Raw genomic sequence first — 19,459 nt, 5'->3', positions numbered from 1 at the left:
GAGGATCGAATGTTTCTCGACGTCTTGCGCCGGCGCAATCCAGGCTTCGTCGAAGCAGCGCAAAAACTTCACCGCGAGGGCAAGATCCCGGCCAATGCCTATGTGATCGACCTCGATACGATCGAGCGTAACGCCGGTGTCCTCAAGGACGAGGCGACGCGGCTCGGCCTGAAGATCTTTGCCATGACCAAGCAGTTCGGCCGCTCGAGCTCGGCCTGCCAGGCGATCCTGCGCGGCGGCATCGAGCGTTCCGTGGCCGTCGATATGGCCTGTGCCAAGGCGACCCACAGGGCCGGCCTCAAGCTTGGCCATCTCGGCCATCTCCAGCAGGTCGCCCGCCACGAGGCCAATGGTGCTGCAAGGGTGCTTCAGCCGGATTACTGGACCGTGTTCAATGAGACAAAGGCGCGCGAGGCCGCAGCCGGCGCCAAGGCTGCCGGGCGCGTACAGAACCTGCTCGCCCGCATCCATGCCGAAGGCGATACGTTCTACCGCGGTCACGAAGGCGGGTTCGAGGCGGCCGACGTCGTTGAGGTCGCCGGCATGTTCGACAGCCTCGATGGCGGCCGTTTCGCCGGCATCACCACCTTCCCGGCGCTGCTCTTCGATCACCAGGCCCGCAAGGTCCTGCCGACGCCCAATCTCGCAACGCTGACGAAAACCGCTGAGGCGCTGGCGAGGGTTGGGCGCCGGAATATCGAGGTCAACGCTCCCGGCACGACCTCAAGCGTGCTGCTTGCCGCACTGGCAGAAGCCGGCGCCACGCAATGCGAGCCTGGCAATGGCCTGCATGGCACCACGGCCCTTCATGTCGTGGATGACCTGCCGGAGTTGCCCGCCATGCTCTATCTCACCGAAGTCTCCCACCTCTCGGGCGGCAAGGCCTATTGTTTCGGTGGTGGCTTCTACATCGACCCGATTTTCCCGGACTACGACGTCAAGGCCATCGTCTCCGACGAGCCGACGGTCGCGGCAGGCGCCTTGCGCAGCGTCGAAATCCCGCCGCCCTCGGCCATCGACTACTACGCGATGATCGACGCGACCGGCCCTGGCGCGCCAAAGCCCGGCGACACGGCCGTCTTCGGATTCCGCGGACAAGCGTTTGTCACCCGGGCCTATGTCGTCGGTGTGTCCGGCATTTCGTCAGGCGTGCCGAAGGTGGAGAGCATCGAGAATTCATTCGGCGAAACCACCGCCTGGCCGATCGAAGAGGGCAGAGCATGAACACGAACGCTGCCGTCAGCGGCCGCCCCGTTCTTGGGCTCAATGATATCCGCAAGACGTTTGGCGGCATCGTCGCCATCGAGAACTTTTCGCTGGAGGTCTATCCAGGCGAAATCGTCGCCCTGGTCGGCGACAACGGCGCCGGCAAGTCGACGCTGATCAAGATCATCTCGGGCGTGTACCTGCCGACTTCCGGGTCGATCGCCATCGAGGGCGAAACCGTCGCCATGTCCAATGCGACGATGGCGCGTGCGCATGGCATCGAGGTCGTCTACCAGGACCTCGCGCTCGCCGACCAGCAGACGGTCTATATGAACATGTTCCTTGGCCGCGAGCCGACGAATGCCTTAGGCCTTCTCGACCGGCGCCGGATGATCGCCGAGACGGAAAAGCTGGTGACGGAACTCGATGTCCGCATCCCCTCCGCGCATTCAACGATCCGCGACCTTTCAGGCGGCCAGCGTCAGGGTGTCGCCATCGCCCGGGCGACGCATTGGGCCAGCAAGCTGATCCTGCTCGACGAACCCACCGCCGCGCTTGGCGTCGCGGAAACTGCCAAGGTGGAAGAGATCGTCGCCTCGCTGAAGACCCGCAACATCGGCGTCCTGATCATCAGCCACAGCCTCGATCAGGTCTTCAAGCTCTCCGACCGCATCTGCGTGCTTCGCCGCGGCAAGCAGATCGGCGTGCGCGAGACCAAGAAGACCGACAAGAACGAGATTATCGCAATGATCACCGGTCTGCAGCAGAGCTGACTGCGCGCCCGGGTTTTGGAGCCGGCAAAGCGAATGACTGAAACTCAAATGTCGCGCCAGATCTGAAATACTTGAGAGCTTGTCGAGCAGCAGGGGAATCTCGCCTGGGCTCCCGCTGGCGACGATCGGTTCTTCCAGAACGCCCCGTCCACGATGCGCCGCTGCGGCTAGAACAAGCTGCCTTGCTGGCAGTGTCCCCTCCGGCGGCCGTCCGGATTTGGTGAGGGGCTCCCAGTGTACTCGGATATGCCAAAACTATGGACCCGCGGTGTTGCCGCGGGTCTTTTTTGTGAGCGGTTCTGGCCGCTTGGCGCTGGAACGCACGTTGATGCAGGGCATTGTCGAAATGCTATGCTGAAAGTGCCTGACCAGTTGGGTGCCGACCTGCGGCGACAGCGGTTTGTGATCGCCACTTCTCGTATGTCGAGCAGCTACAGGCGCGATGGTGACGAAGTGCCGACTTTGATTTGTCTTGGCCGATTGGCTGGACTATGGATCGGCGATGAACCTGCGCTTCGTCGAAACCTTCGTCTGGGTCGCCCGGCTGGGGAGCTTTCGCGCCGCGGCTGATCGGCTGAACGCGACGCAAGCGGCCGTTTCCAATCGCATCGCCAGCCTGGAAGCGGAGATGGGCTGCGAGCTGTTCGAGCGCTTGCCCGGCGGCGTGCGGCTGTCGACGATCGGGCAGCGGGCATTGCAGCCGGCCGAGGAACTGCTCAAGGCGGCGACAAGTTTCAAGGTGGCGATCGGCAGCCCGCAGCAGCTGAGGGCAACGGTGACGATCGGCACCATCGATTCGATCGTGCATGCCTGGCTGCCCAACTTCATCGAACGCGTGAAGGAGCGTTTTCCCTCGCTCGGGCTCGATCTCAATGTCGACACGTCGCTGGCGATCGGGCGCGAGGTGAGCGAGCGGCGGTTGGACCTCGCGCTGCTGATGGGCCCGGTGCTGAGCCCGGGCCTCAAGAACATCGACCTCGGCAGCATGGAATGCGTCTGGGTCGCCGCGCCCTCCTTCGGTCTTGGCGACAGCAGGCTCAATCTGGAGGACCTTCGCGCCTATCCAGTGCTGACCTTCTCGCGCAACAGCGTGCCGCATATCTGGCTGCTCCGGCAGTTCGAGGAACTGGGTGTGTCGCCCCCCGTGATCTCCAATTCGAACTCGCTTTCGGCGATGTCGCGGCTCGCCTGCGATGGTGTCGGCGTCGCGTTGTTGCCGCTGCCGCTCGTGGCGCCGATGATCGCGTCGGGCGTGCTGCAGCTGCTCTCGATCACGCCGCAGTTCCCGGCGCTCAAGCTCCATGCCGTCTATGCCGATGATCCTGAAAATCTAATTCCATCAATGCTTTCGGTGATCGCGCGAGAGGCGTCGCTGCACACGATGGGCGTTTCGGCGTAGCCTTGGGTGCACAAGTTTTTTCTATCGGGGACGACAATTCTTTATCGTTTGTCATCACCTCGCCGAGGCCTGACGATACCTCCAGATGAGACTTGGAGGACTTCGATGAAGATCAGTATGGTGCAAATGAATTCCGGTTCCGACAAGGCGCGGAACCTCGACGATGCCGAGCGTTTGGTGCGCGAGGTGGTCGCCGCGGAGAAGCCGGAGCTGGTGGTGCTGCCCGAATATTTCGCCTTCCTCGGCGAGGGTCGCGACGCGGTCCATGGCAGCGGCGAATATTTCCCCGACGGGGCTTCCTACAAGCGCATGGCGTCGTTGGCGCGGGAACTCGGCGTCACCCTGCATTGCGGCTCCATGGTCGAGAAGGCCGGCAACAACCACTACAATGCGACGGTCGTGTTCGGGCCGAAGGGCGAGGAGATCGCCAAATATCGCAAGATGCACCTGTTCGACATCGACACGCCCGGCGGCGTCTCCTACCGCGAGTCCGATACGATCAGCCGCGGCGAAGACGTGGTGACCTACAAGGTCGGCGACACGACCGTCGGCTGCGCCATTTGCTACGACATCCGCTTCCCCGAGCTGTTCCGTGCCCTGCGCGACAAGGGTGCCGACGTCATCGTCCTGCCGGCCGCCTTCACGCTTATGACGGGCAAGGATCACTGGGAGCTTTTGGCCCGGGCCCGTGCCGTCGAAACCCAGACCTATTTTGTCGCCGTCGGCCAGACCGGCGCCCATGCCGAAGGCAAGAAATGGTGCTGGGGCCATTCGATGGTCATCGACCCCTGGGGCCTGATGGTCGCCCAGTGCTCCGACGGTGTTGGTTCGGCCACCGCCACGGTCGACCTGAACCGCGTCGCCAATGTTCGCCGCGACGTTCCAGTCGCCCAGCACCACGTCCTCTAAGGAGCTGCCCCCCAATGTTCGTCGTCAATGCCATGCCGCAGCAGATCGCGCCTGACCTCATCAAGAAGATGGAGCAGGTCGAGACAGCTACCGTCGGCCACTTCCTGCATTCGGGCTTCATGGACCGCGAGCTGCGCGCCGTGCTGCCGGAGAAGCGCATCGCCGGCACTGCCGTGACCGTGCGCCTGCCTCATGCCGACTCGACCATCCTGCACTATCTCACCAAGCTGGTCCGTCCGGGCGATTTCGTCGTCGTCGACCGTTGCGGCGACAACAAGCACGCCTGCTGGGGCGGCGTGGTGACTCATTCGATGAAGCTCGGCGGCATCGTCGGCGCCGTCATCGACGGCCCGGCGACGGACTTCTCGGAGATCCGTCGGGTCGATCTGCCGATGTGGTGCCGCGGCCCGTCGCCGATCACCACAAAGATCCTCGGCCTCGAAGGCGCGATCAACGTGCCGGTGTCGGTCGGCGGCCAGACGGTCAACCCGGGCGATGCCATCATCGCCGACGAGAGCGGCGTCCTTGTGCTCGATCCCGCGAAGGCCGAATGGGCGGCCGACAAGGCCATCGGCATGCAGCAGAACGAGCTCGTCCTGCTCGAGCGGCTGCGCAACGGCGAGAAGCTGCCGGACATCTCAGGCGCCACCAGGATCGTGGACGCCTCGGCCGCCTGACGCGGCCCAATATCGACAAACGGGAACAATTTCGGTTCAGGAACGGAGGAATATCTGATGACTGCATTCAAACGCGCCGCCGGCGTGAGCCTGACAGCGCTTGCCATGTCCATCGCCGCATCGGCGGCGATGGCCGACACGGTGGTACTCACCGCCTATTCGGGCATCTTCCAGGAAAACTACGTGAAGGCCGTCGTCGAGCCCTTCATGAAGGCCAACCCCGACGTCAAGGTCGAGTTCTACGGCATGCCGAACTCGGCCCAGATGCTCGGCACGCTCCGCGCCCAGGTCAGCGCGCCGCAGATCGACATCGCCATCATGGACGTCTCGGTGGCCAAGGCTGCCACCGATGAGGGCATCTTCGCCCCGATGGACGAGACCGTCACCAAGCACCTCGCCGACCTCTACCCGCAGGCCAGGGCCGACGGCGTCAACGCCGTCGGCGTGACCTTCGACAACCTTGTCCTGCTCTACAACACCGACAAGGTGAAAGAAGCACCGACCTCCTGGAATGCGCTGTGGGACACACAATACGCCAAGCAGGTCTCCATCCCAGCCGTGCCTGACATCCAGGGCACGACGCTGACCATCATTACCGACAAGATGGCCGGCGGCACCGACTACATCCAGAGCGTCGACGCCGGCATCAAGCGGCTCGAGGAACTGGCGCCCAATGTCCAGACCTGGGAACCGCGCCCCGACGTCTACCAGCCCATCTCCAGCGGCACGGCTGCCATCGGCATCGGCTGGAACGCACGCGCCCAGGTCTATTCCGACCTGTCGGCCGGCAAGCTCGGCGTCGTGCTGCCCCAGGAAGGCAGCGGCTTCCAGATCAACGTCATCGGCCTGGTCAAGGGCGGGCCAGCAAGCGAAAGCGCCAAGAAGTTCGTCGACTATGCGCTGAGCCCGGAGGCCCAGGCGGCGTTCACCGAACAGATGTTCTATGCGCCGACCAACGCGAAGGCCGCCGCACTGATCTCGGAAAAGGCGCTCGAACGCACGGCGGCCGGCGTGATGGACAAGATGATCGCAATCAACTGGCTCGAGGTCGCCAAGATCCGCGAGGCCATCACCGAGCAGTGGCGCCGCCGCGTCATCCCGCTCAGCCGCTGATGTTGGTCCGGGAGTCGCACATGCCCGTCTCTTCCGCCCCCGAAGAGCATCTCAGGCTGCAAAACATTGGCGTCAGCTTCGGCAACGTCAATGTCATCCCGTCGCTCGATCTTTCGGTCCGCAAAGGTGAAATGGTTGCGTTCCTCGGCCCGTCCGGCTGCGGCAAGACCACGACGCTCAGGATCATCGCCGGGCTCAACACGCCCTCCCGTGGCCACATCGTGGTGGGAGGGCGCGACATCACGCGCCTTCCCATCCATGACCGCGACATTGGCATGGTGTTCCAGAGCTACGCCCTGTTCCCGCACATGAACGTCTCGCGCAACGTCCAGTTCGGTCTGCAGATGCGCAATGTCTCGGGACGCGAGGCGGAGGAGCGGGCAGGCCGGGCGCTCGAAATGGTGCAACTCAGCCATCTCGCCCACCGCAAGCCCAAGGAACTTTCGGGCGGCCAGCAGCAGCGCGTAGCACTTGCCCGTGCGCTGGTGATCCAGCCGTCGATCCTTCTGCTCGACGAGCCGTTGTCCAATCTCGACGCCAAGCTGCGAGACGAGATGCGCGTCCAGATCCGCGCCCTGCAGCAGGAGAGCGGCATCACCGCGGTGTTCGTCACCCATGACCAGGTTGAGGCGCTGTCGATGTGCGACCGCGTCGTTGTCATGCGAAACGGTCATGTCGAGCAGTTCGGCACGCCGACCGAGGTCTATGAGCGGCCGGCAACGGCCTTCGTCGCCAACTTCGTCGGCCGCACCAACAAGCTCAAGGGCAAGATCGGGTCGGATGGCGTCCTCTCGGCTGCCGGACAACAGCTCCACTCCGCCACCACGGTCGCCCCCGGGGCTGTCGAGGTCCTCGTGCGGCCGCACCGGATCCATCTCCAGGGTCAGGCGGGCGACACCAGGGAAGCCGACAACAAGGTCAAGGGCACAGTGTCGGGCCTCACCTTCGTCGGCGACCTCGTCCAATACGGGGTTCGTGTCGGCGACGACGAGATCGTGGTCGAAGAGGCGACGCGGCGCGAGCGCAGGCCGGTCGGCGTCGGCGACAGTGTGGTGCTCGGCTGGTCGGCCGAGGACACGCTGGTCTATCCGGGCGGCGGCCAATGAGCGCGGCAGCCACCCTCCCGCGCCAATGGCGCAACGGCGAACTGGCCGTCATGCTGCTCCTGCCGATCGCGCTGATCAATGCGATCGGTTTCATCCTGCCGGTGCTCAACCTCGCCCGCTATTCGTTCAACAAGTCGCGCATCGGCGGCGGCATCGAGAACGTCTTCACCTGGGACAACTGGGCCGGGCTGCTGAGCGATCCGTTCTATCTCGAACTGGTCTTCAACTCGGTCTGGATCAGCCTCGCCATCACGCTGACGACGCTGGTCGTCTCCTATCCGATCGCGCTTTACCTGCATCGGTCGACCGGCTCGTGGCGGACTTTCCTCACCGTGCTCGTCATCTCGCCGCTGCTTACCTCGGCGGTTGTGCGTACCTATGGCTGGATTGCCATTCTTGTCGACGACGGCCCGGTGGTCAGCGCCATCAAGGCCGTCGGACTGCCGGCGCCCAGCCTGATGTTCAACATCAAGGGTGTCTTCATCGGCCTGACCGAGATCCTGATGCCTTACATGATCCTGGCGCTGATGGCCGGTTTCGGGCGGCTCGACCCGCGCGTTGAGGAGGCCGCGCGGACGCTTGGCGCCACTCCGTCGCGGACCTTCCTGAAGGTGATCCTGCCGCTGACATTGCCCGGCATCGCCCTCGGTTGCCTCTTGTGCTTCGTGCTCGCAGTGTCGTCCTTCATCACGCCCAAGCTGATGGGCGGCGGCCGCGTCTTCCTGCTCGCCACCGAGATCTACGACCAGGCCATCGTGACGCTCAACTGGCCGTTGGCCTCGACGCTGTCGATCCTGGTGCTCATCGTCTTCGGGGCGGCACTCTGGGCATATTCCGCCGTGCTGCGGCGTCTGGACTGAGGAGGGCATCATGGAAATCCACAAGACAACCTGGCCGATGCGCATCCTCGTCTTCGTGCTGTTTGCCTATCTGCTTGCGCCCGTCCTGCTCGTCTTCCCGCTGTCTTTTTCGGGTGACCAGGTGCTGCGCTTCCCGCCGACCTTCTGGTCGACGCGCTGGTACGAGGCGCTGTTTGCCAACAGCCAGATGCTGAAGGCGTTCTGGACGAGCCTGTCGCTGGCGGCGATCGTCACGGCGCTGTCGATCGTGATTGCCGTGCCGGCGGCTTATGTGATGACGCGGCTGAAGTTTCTTGGGCGGGATCTTCTGTTCAACCTGTTCACCGCGCCGCTGCTTCTGCCCACCATCGTGCTCGGCCTCGCCATCCTGATCGTCTTTGCCTCCTTCGGATTGCTGGCGACGATGCAGGGACTGGTGTTCGCCCATCTGGTGGTGACACTGCCCTATGCGCTGCGCGTGCTGGCGGTGTCGCTCAGCACCCAGGACAGGGCCTGCGAGGAGGCGGCACGCACGCTCGGCGCCAAGCCGCTGACAGTGTTCTTCCGCGTCACGGTGCCGATGCTCACTCCCGGCATCGTCGCGGCTGCAGCGCTCTGCTTTCTCGTCTCCTTCGACGAGGTGGTGATCACGCTGTTCCTGACCGGCCCGCGCATCAGCACGCTCCCGGTCGAACTCTACAACTATGTCTACAACCAGGCCGACCCGCTGGTGGCCGCAGCCTCGGCGCTGCTGATCCTGCTGACGCTTGGCGTCATCATGGTCGTCGAACGGGCCATGGGACTGGGCAAGGCCTTCGTGAAATAGGTGTCCGGCGGCCGCGACCGCCGGGTTCAACCGGATCAGCTACAACAGGCGGCTGCGCAAGCCGCGCGGCTTCCATCTGCGCAATGCCGCGGCGCATCGGGAATGGAACACGCAGGCCGGCAAGGCGACCTTCGCCGCCGGGCCGCTGCCGGAGGAGACGGTGCATCAGCGCGCCCGCAAGAGCGGTGGACGCTTCGCGCTGCAGACCTTCCGTTCGCAATACAATACCACCGTCTACGGCCTCGACGACCGCTACCGCGGCGTCTATGGCGAGCGGGAGGTGATCTTCATCCATCCGGACGACCTTGAGGCGATCGGTGCCCGGGCAGGGGACCGCGTCGATGTCGTCGGTGCGCATGATGACGGTATCGAGCGCGTCGCCCGCAATTTCCGCTTCGTGCCCTACGACGTCCCGCGCGGTAGCCTTGCCGGCTATTATCCCGAGCTCAACGTGCTCGTGCCGCTCTCCAGCGCCGGCATCGAAAGCGCCACGCCGACATCCAAGTCGATCATGGTGTCGTTCCGGCTCCGCGAGGCCCAGGTGTCGTGAGTGATGGCGCCTTCATGGCGGCAGTGGAGCAGGTCCTGCAGGTATATCCCGATCTTAGCAAACTCCAGGCTGCCGTTGTCGCGGCAGACGAGATGGACATCGCCCATGACGGCCGCATCTTCGCCCGCATCTTTGGCGTCGCGCACGCGCTGGTGTTGCGCCAGGCAAATGCGTTGGACGAGGCCGGGGCCTTGCTGAGGATCACCAAGCGCGAGCCAAGGACAATGCGCACGCATTATGTCGTGAGCTTGTGACGGAGACCAAACGCAGCATTCCAATCGCGCGGTGGGGGTGACCACTCAGGATGTCTGCGCCTGGCGCCGGGGAGGCGAGCATTCCGCGATCCTCGCGAAGCGATGCCGGCTTCGACGGGGGCGGGCTAGGTCGCCTGTGCCTGGTTCCGCCACCGGTTCCATGCCCGTCATGCCAGCACAAACAGCCGCCCTTCACGCGGGGCTGGAGACAAGAGTGGATCCATGTCTGTGTGCTGGAAAGCCCCAGTCGGTATCGATGTTGGAAGGCCTGATGGCTTCAAGATGAACGGGCGTTGGACGACAATTCGTAAAGTGTGTCGTCGACCTTGTCGTAGCCCAGAAAATTCAAGGTTTCCTTCATCGAGGCATTTCTTTCAAAGAAACTGGATGGATGGATGGGTTGTGAAAAATGCCAGAGATACTTGGCATTGTACCCAGATTCCCAGCTTCTTCGTCACGGGCATTGACAGCGGAAATCGCTCATGTACTCTCTAATAACAGCTTATATTCCATAAAAATGGAATACGTTAGGGAGGACGTTCAATGAAGCTGAAACTTGCATCCTTGGCTGCAGCACTTTTGTTCGCCTCGCCGGGTTATCTCTCGGCGCAGGAAAAGGGAGGGGTGATCAACGTCGCCACCATTGGCGAGCCGCCGACGCTCGATCCGATGACGTCGACTGCCGACCTGGTCGGCATCGTCACGCAGCATATGTTCGAGACGCTCTATACTTTCGACAAGAAATGGACCGTGACCCCGCTTCTCGCCGAGGTGCTGCCGGAGATCGGCGCCGACGGCAAGACCATGACCATCAAGCTGCGCCAGGGCATCAAGTTCCACGACGGCACCGACATGGATTCGGCCGACGTCGTCGCCTCGCTGAACCGCTGGGTCAAGCTCGCCTCGCGTGGCAAGCAGGCCGGCAACTTCATTGCCTCGATCACTGCGACCGATCCGTCGACCGTCACCATCGCGCTCAAGCAGCCCTATGCGCCGCTGGCCTCGCTGCTCGCCTTCAACAACTCGGCCGCGATCATCATTCCGTCCGAGAAGCACGCCGACACGATGGCCGAGTTTGTCGGCACCGGCCCCTACATGCTGAAGGAGCGCAAGGCCGACCAGTACATCCAGCTCGTGCGCTACGACGGCTACACGGCGCGATCGGAAGCGAGCGACGGTTATGGCGGCGCTCGCCATGCCTATCTCGACGAAATCCGCTTCGTGCCGGTGCCCGACGCCAACACCCGCGTTGAGTCCGCCGTCTCGGGCCAGTACGACTATGTCGACGCTTTGCCGGTGGAATCCTTCGACAAGCTGAAGGGTGCTGCCGCGACGCAGCCGATCGTGCTGAAGCCGTTCGGTTATCCGGTGTTCGTCTTCAACACGGCCGAGGGATCGGCGAAGAACGTCGAAGTCCGCAAGGCGATCCGCCAAGCGCTCAGTATGGAAGACATGCTGGCTGCGGCTTTCGGCAGCACCGATTTCTACGGGCTCGAAGGCAACATCTATCCGGCGAGTTTCTCCTGGAGCACCGATGCCGGCGTTGAAGGCAACTACAACGTCGCCAATCCGGAAGGCGCCAAAGCTGCTGCGGCGGCTGCCGGCTACAAGGGCGAGCCTGTCCGTATCCTGACCAGTCGCCAGTACGAGTTCCACTACAAGATGGCGCAGGTCGCCGCCGAGTATCTCAAGCTCGCCGGCTTCAATGTCGATCTGCAGGTGGTGGATTGGGCGACGCTGACCCAGCGCCGCGCCGAGAAGGGCCTTTGGGACATCTACATCACCCACAGCCCGTTCCTGCCGGAGCCGGCACTGATCGGTTCGCTGTCGACGACGGCGCCCGGCTGGTGGGACACGCCGGAACGCAAGGCAGCGGTCGATGCCTTCACCGCCGAAGTCGACCCGGCCAAGCGTGTGGCCCTCTGGGCCGACGTGCAGAAGGTCATCTACGGCGACGTGCCCTTCATCAAGATCGGCAACTTCAACGCCGTGGGCTCGATTTCCAACAAGCTCCAGGGCGTGGATCCCGCTCCGTGGCCTTATTTCTGGAACGCTTCGATCAAGAAGTAAGACGCTGACAACAGCGGGCGCCGATCAGACCGGCGCCCGCCCATTGCCGCGAAGCCAACGCGGATACGGGACCTGCCATGATACGCTATATCCTTCAGCGCATCGCCGGAATGATCGTCGTGATGTTCATCGTCGTGACGATCGTTTTCGTGATCGTGCGCGTCACACCAGGCGATCCGGCCGCCGTCATGCTGGGGCCCGATGCCACGCCCCAGGACATAGCGGAGCTCAGGACGCGCCTTGGCCTCGATAAGTCGATTTTCGTCCAGTATTTTCTCTATGTCGCCCAACTGTTGAAGGGCGATCTCGGCCACTCGATTTTCCTCAACATGCCAGTGTCGGCAGCCTTGATGGAACGCGCTGAGCCAACCTTCTTCCTCACCGTCTTTTCGCTGTCCATCGCCTGCGTCATCGCTCTGCCCATCGGTATCTATGCCGCCTATCGGCGCGGGTCCTTCATCGACCAGGCCTCGACGCTGCTTGCCATGCTGGCTGCCAGCATCCCGAGCTTCTGGCTGGGCCTGATCCTGATGCAGGTGTTCGCGGTTCGGCAGCAATGGTTTCCGGTGTCCGGTTACGGCGGGCCGGATGCGGTGTTTCTCGACAGGATGTACCATCTCACCTTGCCCGCCGTGGCACTCGGCCTGGTGTCGTCGGCGCTGATCCTGCGCTTTACCCGCGCCTCGATGCTGGACGTTCTGGGCGACGATTACATCCGCACGGCGCGTGCCAAGGGCGTCGTCGAGCGGCGCGTTGTGCTGAAACACGCACTCAAGAACGCCTTGATCCCGATCCTGACGGTGGTCGGGTTGACCGCCGCCGTGCTGATCTCAGGTGCTGTCGTCACCGAAACGGTCTTCGGCCTGCCTGGTGTCGGCAACCTTGTGGTCTCGGCGGTGCTGAGGCGCGACTATCCCGTCATCCAGGGTGCACTGCTGGTCATTGCCGGCCTCTATGTCCTCATCAACTTCGCCATCGACATGCTCTATCTGCTGGTCGATCCAAGGGTGCGTTACTGATGACCGATCTCGCTTCCGCATCCTTGCCGGCCCCGGAGCCGAAGTTCCTGTTCCTGCGCCGACTGTTGAAGCGCAAGACCGTCGCCTTTGGCGTCATCGTGCTGGCGGTCTTTGTCCTGCTTGCCCTGCTTGCGCCTTGGATCGCGCCTTACTCGCCGTCCAAGCTTTCCATCGTCAACCGACTGAAGCCGCCGAGCGAGATGTTCTGGTTCGGAACAGACGAATTCGGCCGCGATATCTTCTCGCGCACCATCTATGCGGGACGGCTGTCGCTTTTGGTCGGTGCTGCGGTGGTCACGCTGTCAGCGCTCATCGGCGTGACGCTTGGCTTGCTTGCCGGCTTCTTCCGTTCGCTCGACACGCCGATCGCGCGGCTCATCGACGCCATGATGGCATTCCCCGACATCCTGCTGGCGATTGCTCTTGTTGCAGCACTCGGCCCGTCGCTGGTCACGGTGATCGTGGCGCTGTCGATCGTCTATGCGCCACGGCTGGCGCGCATCGTTCGCGCCTCGACGCTCGTCATTCGCGAGCTGCCTTATGTCGAGGCGGCGAAGTCGATGGGCATCTCGACCTTCCACATCATGACACGGCACGTGCTGCGCAACCTGGTGTCGCCCATCCTGGTGCAGGGCACCTTCCTGTTCGCCAGCGCCATGCTTGCCGAGGCTGGCTTGTCGTTCCTGGGGCTGGGCGTCAGCCCGGAAATCCCGACCTGGGGAACCATGATCGCCGGTGGACGCCAGTATATCGGCCAAGCCGACTGGATGACCTACTTTCCCGGCTTCGCCATCATTCTCTCGGTGCTGTCGCTGCAGCTGGTTGGCGACGGCCTGAGGGACATGCTCGACCCGAGACTGCGAAAGGACATGTAAGATGGCAGCCACAGCAACGGGCAAGCCCCTTCTCATTTCCAATGTCAGGCCTGTCGCCCTTGGCGACAGCACGTCGCTGCCAACCGACATACTGGTGGGGGCGGATGGCATGATCGCAGCCGTCGGACCGTCGCTTCAGGCGCCAGAAGGCGCGGAACGCATAGACGCCAGGGGAGCCTGGATTTCGCCGGGCTGGGTCGATCTGCACGTCCATGTCTGGTACGGCGGCACCGACATCTCGATCCGGCCGTCCGAATGCGGGGTCGAACGCGGCGTGACGACGCTGGTCGATGCCGGTTCAGCGGGTGAGTCCAATTTTCACGGCTTTCGCGAATATATCATCGAACCCGCGCGCGAACGCATCAAGGCATTCCTCAATCTCGGGTCCATCGGCCTCGTCGCCTGCAATCGTGTTCCGGAGCTGCGCGACATCAAGGACATCGATCTCGACCGCATCCTGCAGTGCTACGCCGACAACAGTGAGCACATCGTCGGCATCAAGGTGCGTGCAAGCCACGTCATCACGGGGTCGTGGGGCGTGACCCCGGTCAAACTCGGCAAGAAGATCGCCAAGATCCTGAAGATCCCGATGATGGTCCATGTCGGTGAGCCGCCGGCCCTTTATGACGAGGTACTGGAGATTCTTGGGCCCGGCGACATCGTCACCCATTGCTTCAACGGCAAGGCCGGGTCGAGCATCATGGAAGACGAGGACCTGTTCACGCTCGCCGAGCGTTGCGCTGCCGAAGGCGTGCGGCTCGACATCGGCCATGGTGGCGCGTCGTTCTCGTTCAAGGTCGCCGAGGCCGCGATCCAGCGCGGATTGATGCCGTTCTCGATCTCGACCGACCTGCACGGCCACTCGATGAATTTCCCGGTCTGGGATCTCGCGACGACGATGTCCAAGCTGCTGTCGGTCGGCATGCCGTTCGGCAGGGTCGTCGAAGCCGTCACCCATGCGCCGGCCTCGGCGATCAAGGTGGAAATGCCGAAATCGATCACTGTTGGTGCGCGTGCGGATTTCACCATCTTCGATCTCGTCGACGGCGACCTCGAAGCCACCGATTCGAACGGCGACACCTCACGGCTCAAGCGCCTGTTCGAACCGCGTTACGCAATCATCGGATCGGAGGCCGTTGCCGCCAGTCGATACGTGCCACGCGCCCGCAAGCTCGTGCGTCACAGCCATGGCCTGTCGTGGCGCTGAAACATGATCCCAGAGACTGGACCTGAATTGACCGCCTCCCAAGCCATCGCCGCCTCCGCAACCGCAAGTCCTGCCGACCGCCTGATCATGCTGGGTGTCCAGCTTCCGCCGGCACCGCCGCCGGTCGCCAACTTCGTCACCCATGTGCGCGAGGGTGACATGCTCTATCTCTCGGGGCAGGGGCCTCGCGAGGCGGATGGCAGGTTGTGGACGGGCAAGGTCGGCGAAGGTGTCAGCGTCAGCCAGGCCTATCAGCACGCCCGCCTTGTCGGGATCAACCTGCTGGCGGTGATGCAGGAAGCGCTCGGCGATCTCTCGAGGGTCAAGCGCGTCGTCAAGCTGCTCGGCATGGTCAATGCGTCGCCTGATTTTGAAGACCACCCACAGGTCATCAACGGATGTTCTGATCTCTTCATCGATGTGTTCGGAGAGGCCGGTCACCACGCGCGCTCGGCCGTCGGCTTCGGTTCTCTGCCCGGCAACATCACGGTGGAGATCGAAGCGATCGTGGCACTTCGGAGTTGAGCGATGACGCTAGCGGTTGCGCCAACCCATCGAGGTCTCGATCCGCTCGGCGGAGGCGCGCACGCGGTCTGTGTAGTGGCTCTCGTCGGACAGGACCTTCTGCTCCGGCAGCACGATGGAGATCGTCGCGACGCATTTCCCGTCGCGGTCGCAGACCGGCGAAGCAATGCAGGCCACCGCATAGTCGGATTCCGCGATCTGCATCGAAAGCCGCTGCTGGAACGCCTTGCCCGCGGCGGCCGAAAGGGCGGTCGCATCCACTTCTGCACGACCGGTCGGCGACATGCGGGCGCAACGCTTGAAAAGGTCGATGCGCTCGGCTTCGGGCAGATGGCCGACGAGCAGCCGGCCGGATGCTGTCCAGTTCAGCGGCACCCGCGTGCCGACACGGGAGGCGACCTGGAACGGGCTCGGGCCGTCGGCCATGGCGAGCACCAGCATGTGGTCGCCTTCACGGCCGCACAGCTGGACCGTTTCGCCGACGTCGCGGCAGAGATCGTGCATCTCGCGGTTGGCGACGCCCATGAAGTCGAGCGAGCGCGCATAGGCGAGGCCATAGTGGTAGAGCCGCGCGCCAAGCCAGATGGAACCATCGGGGCTGCGGGCCAGCATGTTCTTCTCGACGAGATCGTCGATGATGACGTAGACGGTCGACAGCGGCGCCTTGATCGCCTTGGCGATGGCATAGGCGCCCGCCGGCTCGCCGGTTTCGTAGAGATAGTCGATCACCTGCAGGGCGCGGTCGATGCCCGAAACCCGAGAACGCCTGGCGCCGTTTGCCGACGTCGGTTCGTCAGTCGCATCAGTGGATTGAGTTATCGCGTCCAAGGGCGTGCTCCTGATAGTCTGGGTAATCTATTACATTATTATGGCATATCTTGTCGAGCCGAAAGCCGACGCTTGCCGATGCACGGGAGAGGAAAATGACCGAAGACGTCCGCCGCAAGCTCGGCCTGCGACCGGTGATCAATGTGTCGGGAACGATGACGAGCCTCGGCGCCTCGATTGTCGTGCCGGAAGCGATCGCCGCGATGGCCGAGATCCTGCCGCAGTTTGTCGAGATCAACGATCTCCAACGCAAGGCAAGTGCGGTGATCGCCCGTCTCACGGGCGCCGAAGCCGGCTACATAACGGCGTCGTGCTCGGCCGGGATCTCGCTCGCCGTCGCCGGCGCCATGACCGGTGACAACCTGCTGGCGATCGAACGTTTGCCGGATCAGACGCCTGCCAGGAATGAAGTAATCATCCAGATGGGGCACATCGTCAGCTATGGCGCGCCTGTCGATCAGGCCGTCCGCCTTGCCGGGGCGAAGCCGGTCATCATCGGACAGGCGACATCCACCCACCGTTTCCACATGGAGAATGCGATCACCGACAAGACGGCGGCGGCTGTCTATGTCGTATCGCACCATGTCGTCGACTACGGCCTGCTCAACCTGCTCGAATTCGTCGAGATCGCACATGCCAGGGGCGTGCCTGTCATCGTCGACGCGGCGTCCGAGTATGATTTGCGCATCTTCCTCGCCCAGGGCGCCGATATGGTTCTCTACTCCGGTCACAAGTTCCTGGGAGGGCCGACGTCCGGCATCGTCGCCGGCAAGAAGGAATTGGTCCGACACGGCTACCTGCAGAACCTCGGCATCGGCCGCGGCATGAAGGTCGGCAAGGAAAGCGTCTATGGCGCCATGGCCGCATTGGAAGCCTGGGAGAAGCGCGACCACGCCGGCATCCGTGAACGCGAGACCGGCTATCTCAGGCTGTGGAAGGAGACGCTCGACGGCCGCTCCGGCGTCAACGCCGTGATCGAGCCGGACCCGACGAAGAACCCGCTCGACCGGCTGCGCGTCAACATCAGCGCGCAGGAGGCGCATATCACGGCCTGGGATCTGGCATCTGCGCTGGCGGGCGGCGACCAGCCCATCATCGTGCGTGACCACGAGGTCGAGCATGATTACTTCTACCTCGACCCCTGCAACCTGCATCCGGGCCAGGAGACGATCGTCGCCCGGCGCCTGGCCGAGGAACTCGACAGGGCACGCGCCTCCAACGAGATCATCGCCACGCCGTTCGAGAACCGCAGCCGTCACCGCTTTGACGGCCTGCTGCGCTGGCCGGATTGAGCGCGCAGCCTGTCGATCAGGTCAGGGAGGAGAGATAATGAGCGTTCAGGAAAACAGCCTTGGCCAGACCGTCGATCCGGTTCTGTCGGTGCAGAAACTCACGACCTCGTTCATGGTCGACGGCGAATGGAAGCCTGTCGTGCGCGACATCTCCTTCGAAGTCGCGCCCGGCGAAACCGTTGCCATCGTCGGTGAATCCGGGTCGGGCAAGAGCGTGACGTCGCTGTCGATCATGCGCCTGCTGCCGCCCGACACAAGCCGCATCGAGGGCAGGATCGTCCTCAACGGCCGGAACCTGACCGACCTCCCCGAAGACAAGATGCGGCAGGTGCGCGGCAACGACGTCGCGATGATCTTCCAGGAGCCGATGACGAGCCTCAATCCGCTCTTCACCATTGGGGACCAGATCTCCGAGGCGCTGCTTTGCCATAATGCCATGTCCTTCGCCGACGCCAGGGCCGAGACCATCCGGTTGCTGGAAAAGGTGCGCATTCCCTCTGCCGCCTCGCGCTTCGACGAGTATCCGCACCGGTTTTCGGGCGGAATGCGTCAGCGCGTGATGATCGCCATGGCACTGGCCTCGCGCCCAAAACTGCTGATCGCCGACGAGCCGACGACGGCGCTCGACGTCACCATCCAGGGACAGATCCTCGACCTGATCAAGATGCTACAGGACGAACAGGGAACGTCGGTGCTGTTCATTACCCACGACATGGGCGTGGTGGCGGAGGTGGCCGACCGCACGGTTGTGATGTTCCGCGGCGATCAGGTGGAAACCGGTGCCACCGCCGACATCTTCCATCGCGGCAAGCACCATTACACCCGCGCGCTGCTCTCCGCCGTGCCGGTGCTCGGTTCGATGGAGCAATACGACCGCCCGCTCCGCTTTCCCATCGTCAACACCTCGACGGGCGAGTGCACACTGCCCGTGGAAAAACCCGATACGGTCGTTCGCGACAGACCGGTCCTGCAGGTGAAAAACCTGGTCAAGCGCTTCGACATCCCTACTGGCCTGTTCGGCCGGGTCGGCGGGCGTGTGCATGCGGTGGAGAACGTTTCCTTCGACCTGTTTGCCGGCGAAACGCTGTCCCTGGTCGGCGAATCCGGCTGCGGCAAGTCGACCACCGGCCGCGCCATCATGCGGCTGATCGAGCCGACCTCGGGCGCGGTCAAGATCGACGGCAAGGACGTCATTGGCATGGACAAGCACGAGATGCGGCAGATGCGCAAATCGGTGCAGATGATCTTCCAGGACCCGTTCGCCTCGCTCAATCCGCGCATGACGGTCGGCCAGGCGATTGCCGAGCCCTATCTCGAGCACAGGATGGGCACGGCAAAACAGGGGCGCGAGCTGGTCGCCGATCTGCTCAGCAAGGTAGGCCTGTCGCCCGACATGGCGAGCCGCTATCCCCACGAGTTCTCCGGCGGCCAGCGGCAGCGCATCTGCATTGCACGGGCGCTGGCGCTCGAGCCGAAAGTCATCGTCGCCGACGAAAGCGTCTCGGCGCTCGACGTCTCGGTCAAGGCGCAGGTGATCAACCTGATGCTCGACCTGCAGCAGAGCCTTAACCTGGCCTTCCTGTTCATCAGCCATGACATGGCGGTGGTCGAGCGCGTCAGCCACCGCGTGGCGGTGATGTATCTCGGCGAAATCGTCGAGATCGGCCCGCGCGCGGCAGTCTTCGGCAATCCGCAGCACGACTACACCAAGCGTCTGCTGGCGGCTGTGCCGGTTCCGGACCCCGATCGTCGCCACGAAAAGCGCATGTCGGCCGCGGACGAACTGAAAAGCCCGATCCGTGCGCCGGACTACCAGGTCCCGCTGCGCCAGTTCCGGGAAGTATCAGGCGGCCATCTGGTGGCGGTATAGCCGGGCGGCGTCGGCTGTGCAGTGTTGCGCGCAATGTCTTGGGAAAGGGGGCGCGCTGCCGGTCGCAATGACGGATCGTTCATTGCGGAAGGCGAGGTGAGCCATTTGCCCGGTGAAATGG

The 19,459-nt window shown here is 63.4% G+C and carries 18 protein-coding genes and 1 pseudogene; 18 read left to right on the top strand and 1 reads right to left on the bottom strand.

Translation table 11 applies throughout. From position 1 onward, the window contains the following. Nucleotides 1-9: 9 nt before the first annotated feature. The 16 genes and pseudogenes from N7E70_RS27615 (at nucleotide 10) to N7E70_RS27540 (ending at nucleotide 15,348) form a co-directional block, all read left to right on the top strand. A complete protein-coding gene (locus N7E70_RS27615) occupies nucleotides 10-1,224 on the top strand; it encodes an alanine racemase (protein WP_067967301.1) in 1,215 nt (404 codons plus the stop codon). After that, complete coding sequence (locus N7E70_RS27610) at nucleotides 1,221-1,979, top strand: ATP-binding cassette domain-containing protein (RefSeq protein ID WP_067967304.1); 759 nt, start codon at nucleotides 1,221-1,223, stop codon at nucleotides 1,977-1,979. The genes N7E70_RS27615 and N7E70_RS27610 overlap by 4 nt, the downstream gene beginning before the upstream one ends. A gap of 502 nt (nucleotides 1,980-2,481) precedes the next feature. Beyond that, nucleotides 2,482-3,378, top strand: coding sequence for a LysR family transcriptional regulator (locus N7E70_RS27605; RefSeq protein ID WP_067968402.1), 897 nt, complete (start codon nucleotides 2,482-2,484; stop codon nucleotides 3,376-3,378). Between the two features lie 105 nt (nucleotides 3,379-3,483). Further along, a complete protein-coding gene (locus N7E70_RS27600) occupies nucleotides 3,484-4,287 on the top strand; it encodes a carbon-nitrogen hydrolase family protein (RefSeq protein ID WP_154384453.1) in 804 nt (267 codons plus the stop codon). A gap of 14 nt (nucleotides 4,288-4,301) precedes the next feature. Then, a complete protein-coding gene (locus tag N7E70_RS27595) occupies nucleotides 4,302-4,964 on the top strand; it encodes an RraA family protein (protein WP_067967307.1) in 663 nt (220 codons plus the stop codon). 57 nt (nucleotides 4,965-5,021) lie between these two features. Further along, nucleotides 5,022-6,077, top strand: a complete 1,056-nt coding sequence (locus N7E70_RS27590; RefSeq protein WP_067967315.1) for an ABC transporter substrate-binding protein — start codon at nucleotides 5,022-5,024, stop codon at nucleotides 6,075-6,077. Next, nucleotides 6,077-7,183 (top strand): ABC transporter ATP-binding protein, encoded by a 1,107-nt coding sequence (locus tag N7E70_RS27585; protein ID WP_067968408.1) that lies wholly within the window; start codon nucleotides 6,077-6,079, stop codon nucleotides 7,181-7,183. Before N7E70_RS27590 ends, N7E70_RS27585 begins: the two co-directional genes overlap by 1 nt. Beyond that, on the top strand, nucleotides 7,180-8,043 hold the full coding sequence (locus N7E70_RS27580; protein WP_154384454.1) for an ABC transporter permease: 864 nt from the start codon (nucleotides 7,180-7,182) through the stop codon (nucleotides 8,041-8,043). The genes N7E70_RS27585 and N7E70_RS27580 overlap by 4 nt, the downstream gene beginning before the upstream one ends. A gap of 10 nt (nucleotides 8,044-8,053) precedes the next feature. Then, the gene (locus tag N7E70_RS27575) at nucleotides 8,054-8,848 is read left to right on the top strand and encodes an ABC transporter permease (RefSeq protein ID WP_067967319.1); all 795 of its coding nucleotides are present in this window, start codon (nucleotides 8,054-8,056) and stop codon (nucleotides 8,846-8,848) included. A gap of 40 nt (nucleotides 8,849-8,888) precedes the next feature. Beyond that, nucleotides 8,889-9,398 (top strand): annotated as a pseudogene (locus tag N7E70_RS27570) (molybdopterin dinucleotide binding domain-containing protein); the annotation flags it as partial. Then, nucleotides 9,395-9,652: a hypothetical protein gene (locus tag N7E70_RS27565; protein WP_263008194.1), complete on the top strand. Its 258-nt coding sequence runs from the start codon at nucleotides 9,395-9,397 to the stop codon at nucleotides 9,650-9,652. The pseudogene N7E70_RS27570 and the gene N7E70_RS27565, both read left to right, overlap by 4 nt. Before the next feature lie 543 nt (nucleotides 9,653-10,195). Further along, nucleotides 10,196-11,722: an ABC transporter substrate-binding protein gene (locus N7E70_RS27560; RefSeq protein ID WP_263008193.1), complete on the top strand. Its 1,527-nt coding sequence runs from the start codon at nucleotides 10,196-10,198 to the stop codon at nucleotides 11,720-11,722. A gap of 77 nt (nucleotides 11,723-11,799) precedes the next feature. Then, the gene (locus N7E70_RS27555; RefSeq protein ID WP_263008192.1) at nucleotides 11,800-12,741 is read left to right on the top strand and encodes an ABC transporter permease; all 942 of its coding nucleotides are present in this window, start codon (nucleotides 11,800-11,802) and stop codon (nucleotides 12,739-12,741) included. Continuing rightward, a complete protein-coding gene (locus N7E70_RS27550; protein ID WP_067967330.1) occupies nucleotides 12,741-13,616 on the top strand; it encodes an ABC transporter permease in 876 nt (291 codons plus the stop codon). The genes N7E70_RS27555 and N7E70_RS27550 overlap by 1 nt, the downstream gene beginning before the upstream one ends. Before the next feature lies 1 nt (nucleotide 13,617). Continuing rightward, a complete protein-coding gene (locus N7E70_RS27545; protein WP_263008191.1) occupies nucleotides 13,618-14,823 on the top strand; it encodes an amidohydrolase/deacetylase family metallohydrolase in 1,206 nt (401 codons plus the stop codon). A gap of 87 nt (nucleotides 14,824-14,910) precedes the next feature. Then, entirely contained in the window at nucleotides 14,911-15,348 is a 438-nt protein-coding gene (locus N7E70_RS27540) for a RidA family protein (protein ID WP_067968411.1), read from the top strand. A gap of 9 nt (nucleotides 15,349-15,357) precedes the next feature. On the opposite strand, the gene N7E70_RS27535 is transcribed toward N7E70_RS27540, so the two are convergent. Further along, entirely contained in the window at nucleotides 15,358-16,176 is an 819-nt protein-coding gene (locus N7E70_RS27535) for an IclR family transcriptional regulator (protein ID WP_154384458.1), read from the bottom strand. Between the two features lie 95 nt (nucleotides 16,177-16,271). Between N7E70_RS27535 and N7E70_RS27530 the strand changes: the two genes are divergently transcribed. Both N7E70_RS27530 and N7E70_RS27525 read left to right on the top strand, forming a co-directional pair. Next, nucleotides 16,272-17,468 (top strand): aminotransferase class V-fold PLP-dependent enzyme, encoded by a 1,197-nt coding sequence (locus tag N7E70_RS27530; protein ID WP_263008190.1) that lies wholly within the window; start codon nucleotides 16,272-16,274, stop codon nucleotides 17,466-17,468. A gap of 37 nt (nucleotides 17,469-17,505) precedes the next feature. Then, nucleotides 17,506-19,338 carry an ABC transporter ATP-binding protein gene (locus tag N7E70_RS27525; RefSeq protein ID WP_263008189.1) on the top strand — a complete coding sequence of 611 codons (1,833 nt, stop codon included), beginning with the start codon at nucleotides 17,506-17,508 and terminating at the stop codon, nucleotides 19,336-19,338. The last annotated feature ends 121 nt before the right edge of the window (nucleotides 19,339-19,459 follow it).

This window comes from Aminobacter sp. NyZ550, assembly GCF_025628925.2.
GTDB lineage: Bacteria > Pseudomonadota > Alphaproteobacteria > Rhizobiales > Rhizobiaceae > Aminobacter > Aminobacter ciceronei.
This window is presented reverse-complemented; position numbering and strand designations above follow the sequence as displayed.

Bases quoted from the DNA above. Each gene is read 5' to 3' on its own strand.
- N7E70_RS27615 (WP_067967301.1), top strand. From the start codon at position 10: ATGTTTCTCGACGTCTTGCGCCGGCGCAATCCAGGCTTCGTCGAAGCA.
- N7E70_RS27610 (WP_067967304.1), top strand. From the start codon at position 1,221: ATGAACACGAACGCTGCCGTCAGCGGCCGCCCCGTTCTTGGGCTCAAT.
- N7E70_RS27605 (WP_067968402.1), top strand. From the start codon at position 2,482: ATGAACCTGCGCTTCGTCGAAACCTTCGTCTGGGTCGCCCGGCTGGGG.
- N7E70_RS27600 (WP_154384453.1), top strand. From the start codon at position 3,484: ATGAAGATCAGTATGGTGCAAATGAATTCCGGTTCCGACAAGGCGCGG.
- N7E70_RS27595 (WP_067967307.1), top strand. From the start codon at position 4,302: ATGTTCGTCGTCAATGCCATGCCGCAGCAGATCGCGCCTGACCTCATC.
- N7E70_RS27590 (WP_067967315.1), top strand. From the start codon at position 5,022: ATGACTGCATTCAAACGCGCCGCCGGCGTGAGCCTGACAGCGCTTGCC.
- N7E70_RS27585 (WP_067968408.1), top strand. From the start codon at position 6,077: ATGTTGGTCCGGGAGTCGCACATGCCCGTCTCTTCCGCCCCCGAAGAG.
- N7E70_RS27580 (WP_154384454.1), top strand. From the start codon at position 7,180: ATGAGCGCGGCAGCCACCCTCCCGCGCCAATGGCGCAACGGCGAACTG.
- N7E70_RS27575 (WP_067967319.1), top strand. From the start codon at position 8,054: ATGGAAATCCACAAGACAACCTGGCCGATGCGCATCCTCGTCTTCGTG.
- N7E70_RS27560 (WP_263008193.1), top strand. From the start codon at position 10,196: ATGAAGCTGAAACTTGCATCCTTGGCTGCAGCACTTTTGTTCGCCTCG.
- N7E70_RS27555 (WP_263008192.1), top strand. From the start codon at position 11,800: ATGATACGCTATATCCTTCAGCGCATCGCCGGAATGATCGTCGTGATG.
- N7E70_RS27550 (WP_067967330.1), top strand. From the start codon at position 12,741: ATGACCGATCTCGCTTCCGCATCCTTGCCGGCCCCGGAGCCGAAGTTC.
- N7E70_RS27545 (WP_263008191.1), top strand. From the start codon at position 13,618: ATGGCAGCCACAGCAACGGGCAAGCCCCTTCTCATTTCCAATGTCAGG.
- N7E70_RS27540 (WP_067968411.1), top strand. From the start codon at position 14,911: ATGCTGGGTGTCCAGCTTCCGCCGGCACCGCCGCCGGTCGCCAACTTC.
- N7E70_RS27530 (WP_263008190.1), top strand. From the start codon at position 16,272: ATGACCGAAGACGTCCGCCGCAAGCTCGGCCTGCGACCGGTGATCAAT.
- N7E70_RS27525 (WP_263008189.1), top strand. From the start codon at position 17,506: ATGAGCGTTCAGGAAAACAGCCTTGGCCAGACCGTCGATCCGGTTCTG.